15 protein-coding genes are annotated in these 19,200 nt (G+C 75.0%); 8 read left to right on the top strand and 7 right to left on the bottom strand.

Annotated elements, in window-relative coordinates:
* Complete coding sequence (locus ACI79S_RS00695) at positions 1–1,401, top strand: hypothetical protein (RefSeq protein WP_456591521.1); 1,401 nt, start codon at positions 1–3, stop codon at positions 1,399–1,401.
* A gap of 89 nt (positions 1,402–1,490) precedes the next feature.
* Here ACI79S_RS00695 and ACI79S_RS00700 read toward each other — a convergent pair whose 3' ends face one another.
* Complete coding sequence (locus ACI79S_RS00700; RefSeq protein ID WP_456591522.1) at positions 1,491–1,706, bottom strand: hypothetical protein; 216 nt, start codon at positions 1,704–1,706, stop codon at positions 1,491–1,493.
* Between the two features lie 212 nt (positions 1,707–1,918).
* Here ACI79S_RS00700 and ACI79S_RS00705 point away from each other — a divergent pair, with 212 nt between their 5' ends.
* Positions 1,919–2,869 carry an acyl-ACP desaturase gene (locus ACI79S_RS00705; RefSeq protein WP_456591523.1) on the top strand — a complete coding sequence of 317 codons (951 nt, stop codon included), beginning with the start codon at positions 1,919–1,921 and terminating at the stop codon, positions 2,867–2,869.
* A gap of 15 nt (positions 2,870–2,884) precedes the next feature.
* Here ACI79S_RS00705 and ACI79S_RS00710 read toward each other — a convergent pair whose 3' ends face one another.
* Both ACI79S_RS00710 and ACI79S_RS00715 read right to left on the bottom strand, forming a co-directional pair.
* Positions 2,885–3,403, bottom strand: coding sequence for an N-acetyltransferase family protein (locus tag ACI79S_RS00710; RefSeq protein WP_456591524.1), 519 nt, complete (start codon positions 3,401–3,403; stop codon positions 2,885–2,887).
* A gap of 77 nt (positions 3,404–3,480) precedes the next feature.
* Positions 3,481–3,990: a GbsR/MarR family transcriptional regulator gene (locus ACI79S_RS00715; RefSeq protein ID WP_456591525.1), complete on the bottom strand. Its 510-nt coding sequence runs from the start codon at positions 3,988–3,990 to the stop codon at positions 3,481–3,483.
* 75 nt (positions 3,991–4,065) lie between these two features.
* Between ACI79S_RS00715 and ACI79S_RS00720 the strand changes: the two genes are divergently transcribed.
* Both ACI79S_RS00720 and ACI79S_RS00725 read left to right on the top strand, forming a co-directional pair.
* Complete coding sequence (locus ACI79S_RS00720; RefSeq protein ID WP_456591526.1) at positions 4,066–4,995, top strand: ABC transporter ATP-binding protein; 930 nt, start codon at positions 4,066–4,068, stop codon at positions 4,993–4,995.
* The gene (locus tag ACI79S_RS00725; RefSeq protein ID WP_456591527.1) at positions 4,992–6,596 is read left to right on the top strand and encodes an ABC transporter permease; all 1,605 of its coding nucleotides are present in this window, start codon (positions 4,992–4,994) and stop codon (positions 6,594–6,596) included. Before ACI79S_RS00720 ends, ACI79S_RS00725 begins: the two co-directional genes overlap by 4 nt.
* An 18-nt stretch (positions 6,597–6,614) precedes the next feature.
* Here the strand turns inward: ACI79S_RS00725 and ACI79S_RS00730 are convergent, their stop codons facing one another.
* Positions 6,615–8,126, bottom strand: coding sequence for an LCP family protein (locus ACI79S_RS00730; protein ID WP_456591528.1), 1,512 nt, complete (start codon positions 8,124–8,126; stop codon positions 6,615–6,617).
* A 162-nt stretch (positions 8,127–8,288) separates the two neighbouring features.
* On the opposite strand from ACI79S_RS00730, the gene ACI79S_RS00735 reads away from it, so the two are divergent.
* From ACI79S_RS00735 to ACI79S_RS00745, 3 genes are all read left to right on the top strand, one after another.
* Positions 8,289–9,080 (top strand): exodeoxyribonuclease III, encoded by a 792-nt coding sequence (locus tag ACI79S_RS00735; protein ID WP_456591529.1) that lies wholly within the window; start codon positions 8,289–8,291, stop codon positions 9,078–9,080.
* Positions 9,081–9,111: 31 nt separating this feature from the next.
* Positions 9,112–9,858 (top strand): peroxide stress protein YaaA, encoded by a 747-nt coding sequence (gene yaaA, locus ACI79S_RS00740; RefSeq protein ID WP_456591530.1) that lies wholly within the window; start codon positions 9,112–9,114, stop codon positions 9,856–9,858.
* 139 nt (positions 9,859–9,997) lie between these two features.
* Positions 9,998–12,598 (top strand): SpoIIE family protein phosphatase, encoded by a 2,601-nt coding sequence (locus ACI79S_RS00745; RefSeq protein WP_456591531.1) that lies wholly within the window; start codon positions 9,998–10,000, stop codon positions 12,596–12,598.
* Between the two features lie 12 nt (positions 12,599–12,610).
* Here the strand turns inward: ACI79S_RS00745 and ACI79S_RS00750 are convergent, their stop codons facing one another.
* Positions 12,611–14,338, bottom strand: a complete 1,728-nt coding sequence (locus tag ACI79S_RS00750) for a DEAD/DEAH box helicase (protein ID WP_456591532.1) — start codon at positions 14,336–14,338, stop codon at positions 12,611–12,613.
* A gap of 63 nt (positions 14,339–14,401) precedes the next feature.
* On the opposite strand from ACI79S_RS00750, the gene ACI79S_RS00755 reads away from it, so the two are divergent.
* Positions 14,402–15,820: an amidase gene (locus ACI79S_RS00755; RefSeq protein WP_456591533.1), complete on the top strand. Its 1,419-nt coding sequence runs from the start codon at positions 14,402–14,404 to the stop codon at positions 15,818–15,820.
* Positions 15,821–15,930: 110 nt separating this feature from the next.
* On the opposite strand, the gene ACI79S_RS00760 is transcribed toward ACI79S_RS00755, so the two are convergent.
* Entirely contained in the window at positions 15,931–17,289 is a 1,359-nt protein-coding gene (locus tag ACI79S_RS00760; protein WP_456591534.1) for a glucose-6-phosphate dehydrogenase, read from the bottom strand.
* On the bottom strand, positions 17,286–19,145 hold the full coding sequence (locus tag ACI79S_RS00765; RefSeq protein ID WP_456591535.1) for a glycoside hydrolase family 15 protein: 1,860 nt from the start codon (positions 19,143–19,145) through the stop codon (positions 17,286–17,288). Before ACI79S_RS00765 ends, ACI79S_RS00760 begins: the two co-directional genes overlap by 4 nt.
* Positions 19,146–19,200 lie beyond the last annotated feature (55 nt).

Raw genomic sequence — 19,200 nt, forward strand, 5'->3', positions numbered from 1 at the left:
GTGACGATCTCCGACGGCGAGCTGGAAGCCGGCCTGCGCGACCTGCGCGCCCGCGCCGACGTCACCGCGCCTCCCCCGGCCGACCTGGCCGGGCGCGTCCGCGCGCGGTACCGCGCCCAGCGGCGGTCCCGGACGGCGCTGGCCGCCGGCGGCCTGGTGGCCCTGGCGGTCGTCGTCGGGGTGCCCGTCGCGACCTCCGGCCTGCTGAGCGTCGACCGGGACGGTGAGGTCGCGGTACCGAGCAGCCCGACCGCGGACCCGGCGATCTCCCTCTACGACCTGCCCACCCGCGGCTCGCTCGCCGGGGACGAGGAGTGGCTGGCCGGGGTCCGGGAGCTGGACTGGGTCCCCCCGGAGCTCGCGGACCTGCAACTGCCCGATCCACCGGTCGAGACCCGCCGGGTCGCCTGGGCGGGCGAGGTGGCCGGCAGCCGGGTGGCGCTCGTCCTCGGCCGGGCCGAGCAGGAGGTCCTCGGCCGGACCGGGCAGGAGGGCGTGGTCCAGGCCTGGTTCACCGGTCCCCGCGACGCCGCGCCGGGCGAGATGGTGCCGGTCGGCGCTCCCGGGCCGGCCCCCGGCTCGGAGTTCGCGGAGCTGTTCGCCGCCCCGTACGGGGCGCCCGAGCAGCGCATGGTGGTGGTCGTCGGCGCGCCCGGGGACGAGGCCCGGGTGCTGACCGGCCGGACGGTGACCGCGTCGGCCGACGTCATCGACGAATGGGAACCGGTGCCGATGGATGAGGGCGCCGGCGCGCTGGCGCTCGGCGACTCCTCCGACTGGCCGACCGGCCTCTCCGTGGAGCTGTCCCGGCCCGGCCAGAGCCGGCCCCTCAACCGGGCCAGCACCACCGGGGAGGACCTGACCAGGGCCTGGAACGAGCCGGTGGAGATCGCCGACCCCCGCGGGCTGCGCGGGCTCGCCCACGAGGAGGTGCTGCAGCAGGCCGCGGTACAGCTCGCCGGGCGGTACGGGCTGCCGCTCCGCGACCTCCGCCCGACCCTGCTCGCCGCCGGCGCCGTGAACGGTGACCCGGAGACCCGGACCCTGCTCCTGGGCCTGACCTTTCCCTCGGGCGCGACGGGGGCCGCGCTCGTCGACTACTGGACGGACTCGTTCGACATGGCGCAGGAGGACTCGTTCCGCGTCACGCTGGCCCCGGCCGGCACCCCGCTCCTGGAGCAGGTGTTCGCCGTGCCCACGTCGAACTCGATCACGATCAGCGGGCCGGAGTCCGGCGCCCTGGCCGAGATCCACCTCGCGGACGGCACGCTGCACACCACGGTGCCGTTGGTGGGCGGCGCCGGAGTGGGTCCGCTGGAACCACCGGCGGCCGACCGGGTGTGGATCCTGGACGCCCGGGGCGCGCTCGTCGCCGAGACACCGCTGTCGGAGCCCGGCTGATGAGCGAGCCGGCATCGGTGACCGCGATGCGGCAGCTGGCCGAGGAGGCCCGGTGGCGCAGAACGGCCGTCCCGCGACGGATCGGGCGCTCAGCCCCGGGCGGCGCGACGGACGAGGAGGCCCCCGACGACCGCGAGCCCCACGGCCACGACCAGCTGACCGATGCCCACGCCCGCCTGGTCGGCGGCGAACCAGGTCGGTGCGGACACGAGGAGCACGAAGGCGACCCCCAGGACGAGCAGTCCGATCAGGCGTTCGCGGCGGGCGTTGCGTGAGACGGGAGCGCCGGGGGACGGGTCGGTCATGCCCTCACCCTGCCAAACCGGCCCGCGCGCCGATCGGAGGCGGCAGGCCGGGGCGATCGGGTCGGACGGCGCGAGGCCCGGGCAGGCACCCCCACCCGGATGCCGATCGAGGGGTAGCGACAGGCCGTCGGGGGAACCCCGGTACGAGCACGATCGACAGCCACGTCGGCGTAGGTTGCGACGACGCAGGTCGAGCCCATCCGGAGGTCCCCATGCCCCAGACGTCCCCGCAGGCAGCCGTCCTCACCGAGCTCGAACCGGTGGTCGCGGAGAACCTCGACCGGCACATCAGGATGGCCAAGGAGTGGCACCCGCACGACTACGTGCCCTGGGACGAGGGGCGCAACTTCGCCTTCCTCGGCGGCGAGGACTGGTCGCCCGAGCAGTCGCGGCTGGACGCGACCGCCAAGGCCGCGATGTTCGTGAACCTGCTGACCGAGGACAACCTGCCCAGCTACCACCGCGAGATCGCCACCCGGTTCGGCCGGGACGGCGCCTGGGGCCAGTGGGTGGGCCGCTGGACCGCGGAGGAGGGGCGGCACGGCGTCGCCCTGCGCGACTACCTCGTCGTCACCCGCGGCGTCGACCCGGTCGAGCTGGAGCGGGCCCGGATGGACTACATGACCACCGGCTACGACTCCGGGGACAAGACCCCGCTCGAGGCCGTCGCGTACGTCTCGTTCCAGGAGCTCGCCACCCGGGTCTCGCACCGCAACACCGGCAAGGCCACCGGCGACCCGATCGCGGACAAGCTGCTGGCCCGCATCGCCACCGACGAGAACCTGCACATGATCTTCTACCGCAACCTGGTGACCGCGGCGTTCGACATCGACCCCGACGAGATGATGAAGGCCGTGGCCACCGAGGTCATGAACTTCGAGATGCCCGGCGCCACCATGGCGAACTTCCGGAAGAACTCGACGATCATCGCCAAGGCCGGCATCTACGACCTGCGGCTGCACCACGACGAGGTGGTCAGCCCGATCCTGCGCACCTGGAAGGTGTTCGAGCGCAGCGACTTCGGCCCCGAGGGCGAGCAGGCCCGCGAGCAGCTGGCCGAGTTCCTCGCCGGCCTCGACGCCCAGGCGACGAAGTTCGTGGAGAGCCGCGAGCGGATGCGGGCGCGCATGGCGGCCAAGGGCGAGGTCCCGGTCCAGGTCTGAGCGCCCGCGCGGCGCTCAGAGCGGGCAGGCCATGACGATCTCGTCGCGGTCGTCGCCCGGTGCGACCCGGATCGCGCCGGGCAGCCGCCCGACCTCCCGGTAGCCGAGCCCCCGGTAGAACCCGTCCACGCCGGTGCCCCCGCGAACGGTCAGGTGCAGGAACTCCCAGCCCCGGTCCCGGGCGATCCGGTGCACCCCGTCCATCAGCACCCGGCCGAGGCCCTGGCCCTGGCGCGAGGGGTGCACCTGCACCCGCAGCACGGTCCCCCAGTGGCGGCGCAGCGGGCTCAGCGACCCGACGACGCTGGCGAAGCCCGCCGTCGCACCGTCCACCTCGAGCAGGGCGAGCACGTCCCGGCCGGAGTGGACCCCCTCCAGGAGCTTGTCGAGCAGCGGGACGACGTCGTCCTGCGTCACCGGTGGCACGAACCCGACGGCGCCGCCGGCGTTGGTGACGTCGGTCCAGCAGGCGAGCAGCTCGGCGCGCAGCGCGGCGTCGACGGTGGCAACGGGCCGGACGGAGGGAGCGGGCACCCGGCCATTCTCCGTGGCGGCGCGCGCAGGCCTGCGGCGCCCCTCGACCCGCAGCACGCGCGCGCCCGCGCCGCGGGTCAGCCGTCGCGCCCGGGTACGGCGCGCCGGACCCGCTCCGCGGGCCAGCGGGCGACCGCGTCGGCGAGCACCTCGTGCAGGAAGGCGAGGAACTCCCGGGTCTCGGCCAGCCGGCGCCCACCCGGGCGGTCGACGCCGATCAGCTCGATGCCGCCCGCGACGACGTCCTCGAACCGCTGCAGCGCGGCCAGCTCCGCGCCCGCGAACCGCGTCCACAGATTCTCGTCGTCGAGGACGTAGAGGTCGCTGCGCGTCCCCGGCTCCCGTTCCCGGACGAGGAACCCGATCTGCACGAGCTGGCGGACCGCGCCGCTGATCGCGGCCGGGCTGACCTGCAGCCCCTCGGCCAGCTCCGCGGCGGTGTAGCGGTCGGCGTCGTCGGCGAGGGCGTAGGCGAAGACCCGGGCAGGCATCGGCGCCATGCCCGACTCCCGCAGGACCAGGGCGAACCGCTCGACGAAGCGGAGCAGGGTGGCCCGCTCCTCGTGCGTCGCCTCCACGCTGGTCATCTCCTCACGGTACCGGACGCGTCGCAGATGCAATGAACTTCACAAGTTTGTGAAAGAAGTGTAGGTTCTGCCGCCGTGACCACAGCCATCTCCGTCTCCGGCCTGGTGAAGACCTTCGGCACCACCCGCGCCCTCGACGGCCTCGACCTCGAGGTCGCCTCCGGCGAGGTGCACGGCTTCCTCGGCCCGAACGGGTCCGGGAAGTCCACGACCATCCGCGTGCTGCTGGGCCTGCTGCGCCCCGACGCGGGCCGGACGGAGCTGCTCGGGGGTGATCCGTGGCGTGACGCCGTCGCGCTGCACCGCAGGCTCGCCTACGTCCCGGGGGACGTGACCTTGTGGCCGACCATCAGCGGTGGCGAGGCGATCGACCTCATCGGCGCCCTGCGCGGCGGCCTCGATCCGCGCCGCCGCGCGGAGCTGCTGGAGCGCTTCGACCTCGACCCGAGGAAGAAGGCGCGCACCTACTCGAAGGGCAACCGGCAGAAGGTCGCCCTCGTCGCGGCGCTCGCCTCCGACGCGGAGCTGTTCATCCTGGACGAGCCGACCTCGGGGCTGGACCCGCTCATGGAGGCGGTGTTCCAGGAGTGCATCCGGGAGCTGCGCGACGAGGGCCGCACGGTGCTCCTGTCCAGCCACATCCTCGCCGAGGCCGAGGCCCTCTGCGACCGGGTGAGCATCATCCGCCTCGGCCGAACCGTGCAGAGCGGCACGCTGGCCGAGCTGCGCCACCTCACCCGGATGTCCATGGTGGTGGAGACCGAGCGCCCCGCCGAGGGGCTCGGCTCCCTGCCCGGGGTGCACGACCTGCGCTCCGAGGACGGCCGGGTGCGCCTCGACGTCGACACCGACGCGCTCGACGGCGTGCTGCGCCACCTCGCCCCCCTCGGCGTGCGCGGCCTGACGAGCACCCCGCCCACGCTCGAGGAGCTGTTCCTCCGGCACTACGGCGACGAGCTCGCCGCCGACGGCGCGCCGGTGGCCCAGGAGGCGGGGCGGCCATGAGCACCGGATCGGGCACGCTCGCCGGCACCGGCGCGCTGTTCCGCTTCGCACTGCGCCGGGACCGGCTGCGGCTGCCGATCTGGATCGCCGCCGGCACCTTCATGGTCCTCACGCAGTCCCTCTCCAGCCAGGCCCTCTACGACACCCCCGCCGACCTGGCCGCGTACCGGGCGTCGGTCGGCAGCAACGCGGCGACGATCGCGCTGGCCGGCCCCCCGGTCGGGTTGGACACCGTCGCCGGCGCGGTCGCGTTCGAGATCTCCGCGACGGTGATGCTGATCGCCGCGCTGATGGTGATGTTCACCGTCGCCCGGCACACCCGGGCCGACGAGGAGGCCGGCCGCACCGAGCTGCTCCGGTCGGCGCGCGTCGGCCGGCACGCGCCGCTGCTGGCCGCCGTGCTGCTCTCCTCGCTGGCGTGCGGAGCGCTGGCGCTCACCATCGGGGCGGCCACGACGGCGTCCGGGCTGCCGGCGCTCGGCTCCTTCGTGCTCGGCGCCTCGGTGGGCGCGTGCGGGCTGGTGTTCACCGGGATCAGCGCGGTCGCCGCCCAGGCCACCGGTCACACCCGCGGCGTCTACGGCCTGGTCGGTGGGCTGTTCGCCGTCGCGTTCGTGCTGCGCGCCATCGGCGACATCGAGGGGAACTGGGTGGTGTGGACCTCTCCGATCGGATGGGCGCAGGCCGCGCACCCGTTCACCGACGACGCCCTCGCCCCGCTGCTGCTGTGCCTGGTCGTGGCCGCGGCCCTCGTCGTCGCCGGCTTCGCGCTGCTCGACCGCCGGGACCTCGGCTCCGGGCTCGTCCAGCCCCGGCCCGGCCGGCCCGCCGCCCGGCGGGCGCTGCTCTCCCCGCTCGGGCTGGCGGTCCGGCTGCACCGCGGTGCGCTGATCGCCTGGACGGTCGGGCTGGGGCTGCTCGGCGTGGTCTACGGCGCCCTGGCGGACTCGGTCGAGACGCTGATCGGGGAGAACGAGCAGGCGCTGGCCGTCTTCGGCGACCCGGACGTCGGCCGGCTCGTCGACGCCTACCTCGGCACGACGTTCGCCGTCACGGCGCTGCTGGCGTCGGCCTACGCGGTGTCAGCGGTCCTGCGGGCCCGCACCGAGGAGTCGGACGACCGGGCCGAGGTGCTGCTCGCCACGGCGACCAGCCGCCGGGCGTGGCTGGGCAGCCACGTGCTGATCGCGCTGCTCGGCTCGGCCCTGGCGATGACGGTCGCCGGGGTCACCACCGGGCTGGTGCGGATGGCGCAGACCGGCGAGGGGGCGGCGCTCGGCCGGATGGTCGGGGCCGCCGCGTCCTACGTCCCCGCCACCTGGGTGGTCGCCGGCGTCGCCGTCGCGCTCTTCGGGCTGCTGCCCCGGCTGGCGGCCACCGTGGCGTGGACGGCGGTCGGTCTCCTGCTGGTGATCACCATGTTCGCCGACTCGTTCGACTGGCCGGGCTGGGTGAGCGACCTGTCGCCGATCACCTGGACTCCGACGCTGCCGCTCGAGGAGTGGCGGCTCACGCCACTGGTCGGGCTGGCCGCCGTTGCCGCCGTCCTCCTGGCAGCCGGTTTCGCCGGCTTCCGCCGGCGCGACATCGCCCTGGGCTGACCGGCGCCGCCCGGGTGCTCACCGGGTCGGCGGCTCGCCCTCCGCGCGCGCCTCGGCCGCGCGGGCCGGGTCGTAGGCGCAGGCGTCGGCGACGTCGGTGACCGGGTCGTCCGCCGGCTCCGGGGCCTCCCCCGGCTCGGGAGCCTCCGGCGGCGCGGGCGGCGGGTCGATCGCCTCCTGGACGAGCTGCCGGATCCGGTCGTAGTCCGGATAGGCGGGATCGATCACCGAGGGGTCGAACACGACGCTGCGGATTTCGGCGTCCTTCACGAGGAACGCCAGGTCGACGAAGTCGTCGAGCCGCGAGCGCGGGATGTCGGTGCTCATGATGTCCTCGGTGGTCGCGGCCAGCCGCTGGTAGCGCTGCAGGAGCGTCACCGGGTCGGCGGCGTCGACGATCGCGGAGATGGTGCAGCGCTGCCGCGCCATGCGGTCGTAGTCGCTCAGGCCGAACCGGCCCCGGGCGAACTGCAGCGCGGTGTACCCGTCCATGCGGCGGTCCGGCCCCGGCTCGATGTAGTCGTCGGGCAGCTCGCCGGTGCCCGGGTCACCGTTGATGGGCACGTAGTAGTTCACGTTGACCGTGATCCCACCGAGCGCGTCGACCAGCCGGCTGAACCCCTCGAGGTTGACCAGCACGAAGTAGTCGATCCGCAGGCCGAGCGCCTCCCCGACGCCCAGCTTGAGGAAGTCGGCGCCCGGGTCGTCGGTGGGGCCGAGGACGTCGGGGTACCAGGCCGGGCCGTTGCGGTAGACGGCGTTGAGCAGGCTCTCGCTCTCGCTGCCGGCGTCGAAGCCGTCGGGGTAGACCTCGGCCAGCGGGCTGTCCTCGGGGAACGGCAGGTCCTGGAGGTTGCGGGGCAGGCTGAACAGGAGGGTCTCGCCGGTCTCGGTGTCGGTGCTGGCCACGATGACCGTGTCGGTGCGGACTCCCTCCCGCCCCTCCCCGCCGTCGCCCCCCAGCAGCAGCACGTTCACCCGCTCGCGGCCACCGAAGAGCTCGGCGGTGTCGTCCTCCGGCTCCTCGTCGACGGTGGCCGACTCCCGGTCGTCGTCGAACACACCGGCGATGAGGTCCCGCGACGTCGTCGCCAGGTGCCCCGCGACGACGGCCGGGACGACGATCGCCGCGACGAGCACCACCACGACCAGCCCGCCGGCGGCGCGCCGCCCGCGCGACGTGCCGGCCGGCACGAGCATCCGGTAGCCGGCGACGACGACGGCGATCCACAGCGCGGCCAGCACGCCGATGCCGATGGTGGTCCAGAGCAGGACGTCGGTGTCGACGAGGGTGCGGGCGGCGAACCGCTGCCCCCCGGTGGCCAGCCACCCGGCGGCGGCGACCAGCAGGAGGAAGACGGTGAGCACGACCGCGCCGAGCCGTCGGCGGCCGGCGGCGAGCAGCGCGGCCCCGGGCACCAGCGCGCCGAGGACGGTCCAGCGGAGGGCGGCGCCGAACCCGCGCCGCGGAACGGCCCCCGACGCCCGCGCTCCCCGCTGCGGGGCGGGAGGTGTCGTCCCGACGGTCATCCCACGCGCTCCGCGCCAGCCCAGCTCACCGGGCCATGCTCCCACCGTTCGGCCGGTCGGGAAGCCGCGACCGGGCCTCCGGGCGAGACCGCCCGATCCGGCGACACCGGCAGCCGGGGCGGCCGGACCGGGCCGTCGGTGGCCCTCCGTAAGCTCCGGCCCGTGCGCCTGGCCACCTGGAACGTGAACTCGATCCGCACCCGCGCCGACCGCGTCGCGGCCTTCCTGGAGCGGCACGACGTCGACGTCCTGGCCATGCAGGAGACCAAGTGCCGGGACGACCAGTTCCCCGAGGCCCGGTTCACCGACCTCGGCTACGAGGTCGCGCACGTCGGCTACTCGCAGTGGAACGGGGTGTCGATCCTGTCCCGCGTGGGGCTGGAGGACGTCACCGTCGGCTTCCCCGGCCAACCGTGCTGGGGCGAGGAGACCACCTGCGAGGCGCGGGCGCTGGCCGCCACCTGCGCCGGCGTCCGGGTGTGGAGCCTCTACGTACCCAACGGCCGCACCCTGGCCGACCCGCACTACACCTACAAGCTCGAGTGGCTGGCCGCGCTGCGGGACACCGCGGCGGGCTGGCTGGCCGAGGACCCGGCCGCGCAGGTCGCTCTCGTGGGCGACTGGAACATCGCCCCGCAGGACGACGACGTCTGGGACATGTCGGTGTTCAGCCAGTCGACGCACGTCTCCGCCCCGGAGCGGGCGGCGTTCCAGGCGGTGGTCGACGCCGGGTACGCCGACGTGGTCCGCCCGCACGCCCCGGGCCCGGGGGTCTACACCTACTGGGACTACACGCAGCTGCGCTTCCCCCGGCGCGAGGGCATGCGCATCGACTTCGTCCTGGGCTCCCCGGCGCTGGCCGCGCGGGTCGGCGGGGCGTTCATCGACCGCGATGAGCGCAAGGGCAAGGGGGCCAGCGACCACGCGCCGGTGGTCGTCGACCTCTCGGACTGAGCAGCCCGACGGGCACGTATGTTCACCCCCCGTGCTCGTCCTGCTGCCCCCGTCGGAGACCAAGGCCCCCGGCGGTGACGGCCCTCCGCTCGACCTCGCCGCGCTCACCGCTCCGCAGCTCACCCCGGTGCGGACCCAGCTCACCGAGGCGCTGGTGGAGCTCGCCGGCGACCTCCCGGCATCCCGGGCCGCGCTGGGGCTCTCCCCGAAGCAGGACGACGAGATCGCCCGCAACGCGGCCCTCTTCTCCGCCGGCACCCTCCCGGCGCTGCAGCGCTACACGGGCGTCCTCTACGACGCCCTGGACGTCGGCTCCCTCACCCGGGCGCAGCGGGCCCGCGCGGACCGGCGGCTGGCCGTGGGGTCGGCGCTGTTCGGCCTGGTCGCCGGCGGGGACCGGATCCCGGCCTACCGCCTGTCGGCGGGCTCCGCGCTGCCCGGCCGGCCCACCCTGCGTGCCCTGTGGCGGCCGGCGCTCGGGCCGGTGCTCGACGGCGTCGAGGGGCTCGTCGTCGACCTGCGCAGCGGCTCCTACGCGGCCCTGGCCCCCGCACCCGGCGCGGTCACCGTGGCCGTCCTGAGCGAACGGCCCGACGGCACCCGCGCCGTCGTCAGCCACTTCAACAAGGCGCACAAGGGCCGGGTGGCCCGGCTGCTCGCCACCACGACCGCCGAGCCGGGCGACGTGGTGCGACTCCGGAGCCTGTTGAGGCGGGCGGGGTTGCACGTGGAACATGACGGTGGCACGGCGTTGACCCTGGTCGTACCCGCTCGGTGAGGCGGATCTCTCCCGCCCCGAGCGAGCGGTTGGTTGCGCGCAACCGGCTACTCGTGACATAACAGCAGTGACCTGGCGCGCCCGAGCAGCGGGCGCCCGGTGTCCCGGATCCGGCGACCGCCGGGGCAGAAGGGCTTCGGTGGACGGATCGGACCGCACGGTCGACACGGCCCCGGCCGTCGGCGACCGGTCGGCGGCCCAGTTGCGGCAGGACCCCGCCCGCGTGGCGGCCGCCCGCGCCGTCCTCCCCCACGGCGACCACACCGGCCTGGACCGCCTCGCGGCGCTCGCCGCCCGGCTCCTGGGCACCAGCGGGAGCCAGGTCTCGCTGCTGGTGGACATCCAGCACGTCGCCGCCGGCACCGGTGCCGCCGCCGTGGGTGCCACCGGGCCGCTCGAGGAGTCCCTCTGCACGGTGACCGCCGCGCTGCCCGCGGGGGAGGCGCTCGTCGTCAGCGACGCCCGGTCCGACGAACGCGTCCACGACCTCCCGCCGGTCCGGGCCGGCGCCGTCGGTTCCTACCTGGGCATCGCGCTCACCGACGCCTCGGGTGTCGTCGTCGGTGCGCTCTGCGTGTTCGATCCCGAGCCGCGGCCGTGGTCGGCGTCGGAGATCGACACGTTGCGCCAGCTCGCCGGCTCGGTGATGACCGAGCTCGAGCTCTCGGCGCTGCTGCGGCGGTCGGAGAACGACCGCGTGCGCTGGGAGCTGGCCACCGAGGCCGGTGAGGTCGGCACGTTCGACTGGGACCTGGCGACCGGGCAGCTGATCTGGGACGAGCAGCTGATCACGCTGTTCGGCTACGACACCGAGGGCTTCGACCAGACGATCGAGGCGTTCCACGCGCGGCTGCACCCGGACGACCAGGAGCCGGTCGGGGAGGCGCTGCAGCAGGCCATCGACGAGTGCGGCGACTTCGACGCGACCTACCGCGTGATCCGGCCCGACGGCGAGACCCGGTGGGTGCACGCGCGCGGCCGGGCGCTGCCCGACCGCCGGGGCTCCGCCGTCCGCCTGCTCGGCGCCGCCTTCGACATCACCGGTGAGCGGGAGGCCGCCACCCTGGTCACCCGGGTGCTCGAGGCCATGCCCGCCGGCTTCTACAGCCTCGACCGCGACTGGCGGTTCACCCACGTGAACGCCGAGGCCGAGCGGTTGCTGCAGGTGACGCGCGACGAGCTGCTGGGCCGCGTGCTGTGGGAGGCCTTCCCGGACGCGCTCAACAGCGTCTTCGAGCACAGCTTCAACGAGGCGGTCCGCACCGGCGAGCCGGTGTCGTTCGACGCCTACTACCCGGCCCCGCTGGACGGCTGGTACGAGCTGCGCGCCTGGCCGAGCCCCGACGGGCTGTCGGTGTACTTCCTCGAGGTCACCGAGCGCCGCCGGATGCAGGAGCAGGCGGAGCGGTCGGCCCAGCGGCTGGCGCTGCTGGCACGCGTCAGCGCCGACCTGGCCGGCGCCCTGGACCAGCAGGCCGCGATGAGCCACCTCCCGCGGCTCGTCGTCCCCGCGCTCGCCGACTTCTGCATCGTCACGGTCGTGGACGAGGACGGCCGTCCCCGGGACGTCGGCAGCTGGCACGCCGATCCCGCGATGTGCCCGGTGCTGGATCGGTACCGGAGCGTGCGGCTGGACTCGATGCCGCCGGACTCGCCGGCGGCCATCGCGCTGCGCACGGGAGCGCAGCAGCGCAGCGACGGCGCCGCGGTGCTGGACCTGATGGCCCCGGGCGAGGCCCGGGACCTGCTGGCCCGGCTGGCCCCCCGCGAGGCCGTCGTCCTGCCGATGCGCGGGCGCAACCGCACGCTGGGCCTGCTCACCGTCTACTACACGCAGGAGACCACGTCCCGGGCGGAGAACCTGGCCACCGCCCAGGAGGCCGCCGACCGCGCCGGCCTGGCCCTGGACAACGGCCGGCTCTACACCGCCCAGCAGCAACTCGCCGAGGGGCTGCAGCGCAGCCTGCTCACCGACCCCCCCGAGCCCGACCACGCCGAGATCGCGGTGCGCTACCTCCCCGCCGCGGAGGCCGCCCGGGTCGGGGGCGACTGGTACGACGCCTTCATGCAGCCCAGCGGCTCGACCATGCTGGTCATCGGCGACGTCGTCGGGCACGACACCGAGGCCGCCGCCGCCATGGGGCAGCTGCGCGGGCTGCTGCGCGGAGTCGCCACGTACAGCGATGCCGGCCCCGGCGAGGTGCTGCGCGGGCTCGACGCCTCGATGACGACGCTGCAGATCTCGACGCTGGCCACCGCGGCCGTGGCCCGCTTCGAGCAGACGCCCGAGGAGGGGGTCCAGGGCGTCACCCGGATGCGCTGGGCGAACGCCGGGCACCTGCCCCCGCTGGTCCTCACCCCGGACGGCAAGGTGGCCGAGCTCGGTGACTGGACCGGCGACCTGCTGCTCGGGGTCGACCCCGGCACCCAGCGCCGGGAGACGGTGGTCACGCTCGAGCGCGGCTCGACGGTCCTGCTCTACACCGACGGGCTCGTGGAGCGCCGCGACTCCGACCTCGACGAGGGGATCCAGCGGCTGCGCGAGGCGCTGGTCGAGCTCGCCGACCTGCCGCTGCAGCACCTGCTGGACGAACTGCTGGACCGGCTGGTGCACGGCCGGCCCGAGGACGACGTCGCGCTGGTCGCCGTCCGGCTGCACCCCCAGAACCGTCCCCGGCCGCCCGAGGCCGGGCCGACCCGGGTGCCGCCCACCGTGCCGCAGGACCCGGTCGGGACCTGAGGCCACCGGCGGTCAGCGGCCCCGGTCGCGCCGCACCTGCGCCTTGCGCCCCTTGATCATCGTGGCGCGCAGCGCCTGCACCACCTCGTCGGCCGCGGACTCGGGCACCTCCACCAGGGCGAACCGCTGGTGGATCTCGATCGATCCGACGTCGCGCCCGGTCAGCCCCGTCTCCCCGGTGATGGCACCGACCAGGTCGCCTGGGCGGATGCCGGCGTCGCGCCCCACCCCCACGAACAGGCGCGCGGCCGGAGCGCCGCCGGAGCGCCCGGCCGGCCGGCCGCCGCGCTCGTCCCGGCGCCCCGCGTCCCGGCCGCCGCCGGCGCGTCCGCCGTCCCGCTCCGGGCGGAAGGAGACCTGCGGGATCTCCTCGTCGTCGTCGACCGGCCCGGCCGCCTCGTGCGCCAGCTTCACCGCCGCGAGCGCGACCTCCATGAGGTCGAATTCGTCGGTGAGGGTCTCGACGACCACCCGGAAGCGGTCCAGGTCGTCGGTGAGCAGGCTCTCCCGCAGCGCTCCGCGGGTGAGGTCGAGGCGACGGGTGCGCAGGTCCGCCACCGTGGGCACCTTCTCGACGGCGATCGGGGCGCCCGCGACCCGCTCGATGGTCTTGAGCATCCGGTGCTCCCGGGGCTCGGCGAGCGTGATCGCCACCCCTTCGCGGCCGGCCCGGCCGACCCGGCCGATGCGGTGCACGTAGGACTCCGGCGCCGAGGGGACGTCGTAGTTGACGACGTGGGTGAGCTGCTCCACGTCCAGCCCGCGGGCCGCGACGTCGGTGGCCACCAGCAGCTCCGCCGTCCCCCCGCGCAGCCGGCCCATCACCCGGTCGCGCTGCTCCTGGCTCATCCCGCCGTGCAGGGCCTCGGCCCGGTACCCGCGGCCGTTCAGGGTCTCGGTGAGGGAGTCGACCTCCTCGCGGGTGCGGCAGAAGACGATCGCCGCGGTCGGCGCCTCGACGTCCAGGATCCGGCCCAGCGCGGCCGGCTTGGCGCCGCGGGGGACGACGTAGGCGGTCTGGCGGATGCGGGGCGCCGAACCGGGCGTCACCCGCTCCCGGGCGATGGTGATCCGCACCGGGTCGATGAGGTGGCGGCGCGCCAGCGCGTCGAGGCGGCGGGGCATCGTGGCCGAGAAGAGCACCGTCTGCCGCTTCTCCGGCGTCTCGTCGAGGATCGCCTCGAGATCCTCGGCGAAGCCCATGTCGAGCATCTCGTCGGCCTCGTCCAGCACGACGGTCGCGATCGCGCCGAGGTGCAGTGCGCCGCGGTTGAGCAGGTCGAGGGCGCGGCCGGGGGTCGCGACGACGACGTCGACGCCCGATTCCAGCGAGCGGAGCTGCCGCACGATCGGCGCCCCGCCGTAGACGGGCAGCACGCGGGCACCCAGCTCGCGGCCGTAGCGGTGCAGCGCCTCCGACACCTGGACGGCGAGCTCGCGGGTGGGCACCAGCACCAGCGCGACCGGCTCCCGATCGGTGCGGTGGGCCGGCATGCGCTGCAGCACGGGCAGCGAGAAGGCGGCGGTCTTGCCGGTCCCCGTGGCCGCCTGGCCCAGCAGGTCCCGGCCCTCCGCCAGCGGCGGGACGGCCTCGCGCTGGATGGGGGTGGGCTCCTCGTAGCCCAGGGCGCCGAGCGCCTTCAGCAGTTCGGGGCGCAGGCCGAGGTCCTCGAAGGTGGAGCCCTCGCTCGTCGTGTCCTCGGGGCCCGCGTCGTCGGCAGTGGTTCGTTCGTCGGTCATCACCGGCCATCGTTCCCCGGAGGCCGCGCCCGCACGCACGCGGGCTTCTGGCAGGCTGCCGGGGTGACCGCCGACGACGAGCTCTGCACCCGCCCCGCCACCGAGCTGGCCGCACTCGTGCGCCGCCGCGAGGTGTCCGCCCGGGAGCTGCTCGAGGCGCACCTGCGGCGCATCGAGCGGGTGAACCCGCAGATCAACGCCATCGTGACGCTGGACGCCGAGGCCGCCCGGAGCGCCGCCGACGCCGCCGACGCCGCGCAGGCCGCCGGCGAGCCGCTCGGTCCCCTGCACGGCCTCCCGGTCGCGCACAAGGACACCCACGCCACCGGGGGCATGCGCACGACCTGGGGTTCACCGGTGCACGCCGGCACCGTGCCGCATTCCGACGAGCTCGTGGTGGCCCGCCTGGTGGGCGCCGGGGCGATCCGCGTGGGCAAGACCAACGTGCCGGAGTTCGCGGCGGGCTCGCACACCTTCAACCCGGTGTTCGGCGCCACCCACAACCCCTACCGGCACGGGCTCTCCGCGGGCGGCTCCAGCGGCGGGGCAGCGGCGGCGCTGGCGGCCGGGCTGGTGCCCGTGGCCGAGGGCAGCGACATGGGCGGCTCGCTGCGCAACCCGGCGGCGTTCTGCAACGTCGTCGGGCTGCGGCCCACCCCCGGCCGCGTGCCGACGTGGCCGGCGCCGATGGGCTGGTCGACCCTCTCGGTGCAGGGGCCCATGGGGCGGACCGTGGCCGACGTCGCCCTGCAGCTGTCGGTCCTGGCCGGGCCCGACCCCCGGGTGCCGATCGCGCTCGAGGAGCCCGGCGCCGGCTTCGCCGCGCCCCTGCCCGAGCGGCTCGACGGGCTGCGGGTGGCCTGGGCGCCCGACCTCGGCGGGCAGGTGACCGTCGACCCCGCGATCACCGCCGGGCTCGCGTCGTCGATCGCGGTGTTCGAGTCGCTGGGAGCCTCGGTGGAGGAGGCCTGCCCCGACCTCTCCGGCGCCGACGAGGTGTTCGGCACGCTGCGGGCGTGGTTGTTCGACGCGTCGTTCGGTGAGCTGATCCGCCGCCACCCGGACCAGGTCAAGGAGTCGATCCGCTGGAACGCGGCGCGGGGCGCGGAGCTGACCGGCGCCGACGTGGCCCGCGCCGAGCAGCTGCACACGAAGCTGCACGAGCGGATGGTCGCGTTCTTCGAGCGGTACGACGTGCTGCTCGCCCCGACGACGCAGGTGCTGCCCTTCCCGGTGGAGATCGAGTACCCGACCGAGATCGCCGGGGTCCACCAGGACAACTACCTGGAGTGGATGCGCTCCTGCACGGTCATCTCGGCCACCGGGTGCCCGGCGCTGTCGGTGCCCGGTGGCTTCACCGCCGACGGGCTCCCCGTCGGCCTGCAGGTGATCGGCCCCGCCCGGGCCGACCGGCGGGTGCTCGAGGTGGGGCACGCCTTCGAGCAGGCCACCCGGTTCGGCGAGCGCCGGCCGGCCCTCTGACGTCGTCTACACCTCTCTAGCCCTGGGCTTAGACGCCCCGAGACCGGACGAGATCTGCACACTGGCCCGCTTCAGGACCCGGATGGGGGCGAGAGTGCAGATCTCGCACGTCAGGCCGGGGCGGGCCCGTCGGAGCCGGCGGGGTACTCCAGCAGCGGCGTCTCGCCGGCCGCCCACGCGGCGAGGACGGGCTCCACGATCCGCCACGACTCCTCTGCCTCGACGTCGCTGATCGACAGCGCGGCGTCGCCGGCCAGCATCTCCCGCAGCAGCAACCCGTAGGCCGACAGCCCGGCCGGGGGCAGATCGATGTCCAGGGTGCGCCGCTCGAGGTCGAACGGGTCGCCGGCGCCGTTGAGGTTGACCTCCAGCGCGATGCCGTCGGGGTCCAGCTGCATGCGCAGGACGTCGGGCTCGGGGTCCTCGTCGGTGAAGGCGAGGTGCGGGACCGGCCGGAACCGGATCACGATCTCCCGCCGCTGGGCGCCCAGCGCCTTCCCGCTCCGCAGGCGGAACGGGACGCCCGACCACCGCCAGTTGTCGACGGTCACGGTGAACTCGGCGTAGGTCTCGGTCCCCCGGGCCGGGTCCACGCCCTCCTCGACGGCGTAGTCGGGCAGGACCCGCTCCGCGGCGGTGCCGGCGGTGTACCGGGCGCGCACGGTGTCCCGGCGCACGTCCTCGGGCGGGCGGACGGCGCGCAGCACGTCGCCCTTGCGCGCCGCGAGCCCCGCCGCGTCGACGGTCAGCGGCGGCTCCATCGCCACCAGGGCCAGCAGCTGGAGCAGGTGGTTCTGCAGCATGTCGCGCAGGGCACCGGCGGTGTCGTAGTAGCCGGCCCGGCCCTCCAGCCCCAGCGTCTCGTCGAAGACGATGTCCACGCGCTCGATGTGCGCGGCGTTCCACACCGGTTCGAACAAGCGGTTGGCGAACCGCAGCCCCAGGACGTTGAGCACCGTCTGCTTGGCGAGGAAGTGGTCGATGCGGAAGACGGCGTCCTCCGGCGCCAGCCGGTGGAGGACGCGGTTGAGCTCCCGCGCGTCGGCCCCGTCCCGGCCGAACGGCTTCTCCACGGCGACGATCGCCCCTTCGGGCAGGCCCACCTCCGCCAGCGCCTCCAGGGTCGGCAGGAAGACGGTGTTCGGCAGCGCCAGGTAGACCACCGGCACGTGCTCGAGCCGGTCCAGCGCCCGGCGCAGGTCATCGGCCACGGTGACGTCGCCGCGGACGTGGCGGAGGCGACCGACGACCCGGTCGCGGGTGCCCTCGGGGACGTGGGCGGCGTGGGCGTCCAGCCGGCGGCGCGCCCACTCCCGGTAGTCCTCGTCGCTCCAGTCCTCCCGGCTCACCGCGAGGACGTCGACCTCCTCGTCGAGCACCCCCGCCTCGACGAGCTCGGCGAGCCCGGGGAGCAGCAGCCGGCCCGTGAGGTCACCGCTCGCACCGAGGACGACGAACGACCGCTTCATGCCCGCTCCTCCCCCGCCCGCGCCGACTCGGCACGGGCCAGGTTCCACCCGCTCGTGATGACCCCGACGTGGCTGAACGCCTGCGGGAAGTTGCCGAGGAAGGCGCCGGTCGAGGGGTCGACCTCCTCGGACAGCAGACCGACCTCGTTGGCGCGCCCGCACAGCGAGTCGTACAGCTCGTGCGCCTCGTCGAGCCGGCCCTGACCGGCCAGGTTGTCGACCAGCCAGAAGCTGCAGAGCAGGAAGGCGCCCTCGCCACCGGGCAGCCCGTCGGGCGACTCGTCGTGCAGGTACCGGTAGAGCAGCCCGTCGCCGGCGTCGAGGTGCCGGCGGACCGCCTCGGTGGTGGCCACCATGCGCGGGTCGTCCGCGGCGACGACCCGGCGCAGCGGCAGCGTGAGCAGCGAGCCGTCCAGCCCACCCCTGCGTGGCTGGTCCGGGGGCGCCAGGTGCTCGGTGAACGTCCCCCGCTCGTCGTCCCAGGCCTGCTCGAGCAGCGTCGCCCGGATCAGGTCCGCCTCCCGCCGCCACTCCTGGCGGGGGTGCGGCAGCCCGCAGAGGTCCGCGATGCGCAACGCCCGGTCGACGGCGACGTGGCACAGCGCGACGGAGTAGGTGAAGGGCCGGCCGGCGGCGCGGATCTCCCAGATGCCGTTGTCCGGCGTCCGCCAGTTGGCGACCGCCTGGCCGGTCAGCTCGCACAGGGCGCGCCAGAGCGGCGGGGACACCTCACCGCCGGCGCGCACCCACTGGTAGGCGACGTCGAGCAGCTCGCCGTAGACGTCGTGCTGCACCTGCCGCGCCGCTCCGTTGCCCCACCGGACCGGCCCCGAGCCCCGGTACCCGGAGAGCGCGAGGTCCTGCCACTCCAGGCCGGGGCGCCGCCCGTCGAGGGTGTAGACGATGCTCGCCCGGTCGTCCCGCTCGATGTTGCGCAGCGTCCAGGCCAGGAACGAGTCGGCCTCCTCGTGCATCCTGATCCGGCGCAGGGCGTAGGCGGTGAAGGCGGCGTCGCGCACCCAGGTGTAGCGGTAGTCCCAGTTGCGCACGCCCCCGAGCTGCTCCGGGAGCGAGGAGGTCGCCGCCGCCATGATCGCGCCGGTGGAGGCGTGGTCGAGCAGCTTCAGCGTGAGCGCGGACCGGCGCACCAGCTCCCGCTGCGGGCCGTCGTAGTGGATGCTCCCGGCCCAGTCCCGCCAGGCGGCGGCGGTCTGGTCGACCAGCCGCTGGGGGGCGGTGCGCGACCGGGTGTGCGTCTGCCCCGACCAGTGCAGCGTGCAGGTCAGCAGCTCTCCGTCGTCCAGCTCCACGCGGGCGCGCAGCGCGCCGGTCCGGTCGACGGACAGCTCGTGCGAGCACCACAGGGCGAGCTCGAGCTCCGGGTGGGCCGGCCAGAGGATGCGCCATGCCCCGAGTTCGCGCCGCACCTGGACGCCGTCGAGCGGGGCCAGGTGGACGTCGACCGTCACCCGCCCGCCGCCCGCCCGGGCCAGGCGCAGCAGTTCCCCGCGACCCGGCGGCACCTGCTCGCCCAGGTCGGATCCCGAGCGCAGGGTCATGCAGTCGGTGAGCTCCAGCCGCCCGTCGGCGCCCTGCAGCTCGGTCACCAGGATCCCCGTGTCGGGCAGGTAGCGCTGGGCCGACTCCCGCAGCCCCGCCGGGGCGATGCCGAAGCTGCCGCCGCGCTCGGCGTCGAGGATGCCGGCGAGGAACGGCCGGCTGTCGAAGTCCGGCAGGCACAGCCAGGGGATGCTGCCGTCCCGGGCCACCAGCGCGCAGGTGAGGCCGTCACCGATCAGGCCGTGGTCCTCGATGGGCAGGTACCCGTCGGTTCGGTCGAGCGGGCGCAGCGGCACAGCGGCTCCTCAGGTCGGGACGGCGGACGTCTCGACCGTGCCCGCCAGGGCGCCG

The organism is Blastococcus sp. SYSU DS1024, assembly GCF_054050795.1.

Coding starts and splice junctions, on each gene's coding strand:
- ACI79S_RS00705 (WP_456591523.1), top strand. CDS start 1,919: ATGCCCCAGACGTCCCCGCAGGCAGCCGTCCTCACCGAGCTCGAACCG.
- ACI79S_RS00725 (WP_456591527.1), top strand. CDS start 4,992: ATGAGCACCGGATCGGGCACGCTCGCCGGCACCGGCGCGCTGTTCCGC.
- ACI79S_RS00700 (WP_456591522.1), bottom strand. CDS start 1,706: ATGACCGACCCGTCCCCCGGCGCTCCCGTCTCACGCAACGCCCGCCGC.
- ACI79S_RS00715 (WP_456591525.1), bottom strand. CDS start 3,990: ATGACCAGCGTGGAGGCGACGCACGAGGAGCGGGCCACCCTGCTCCGC.
- ACI79S_RS00760 (WP_456591534.1), bottom strand. CDS start 17,289: ATGAAGCGGTCGTTCGTCGTCCTCGGTGCGAGCGGTGACCTCACGGGC.
- ACI79S_RS00750 (WP_456591532.1), bottom strand. CDS start 14,338: ATGACCGACGAACGAACCACTGCCGACGACGCGGGCCCCGAGGACACG.
- ACI79S_RS00730 (WP_456591528.1), bottom strand. CDS start 8,126: ATGACCGTCGGGACGACACCTCCCGCCCCGCAGCGGGGAGCGCGGGCG.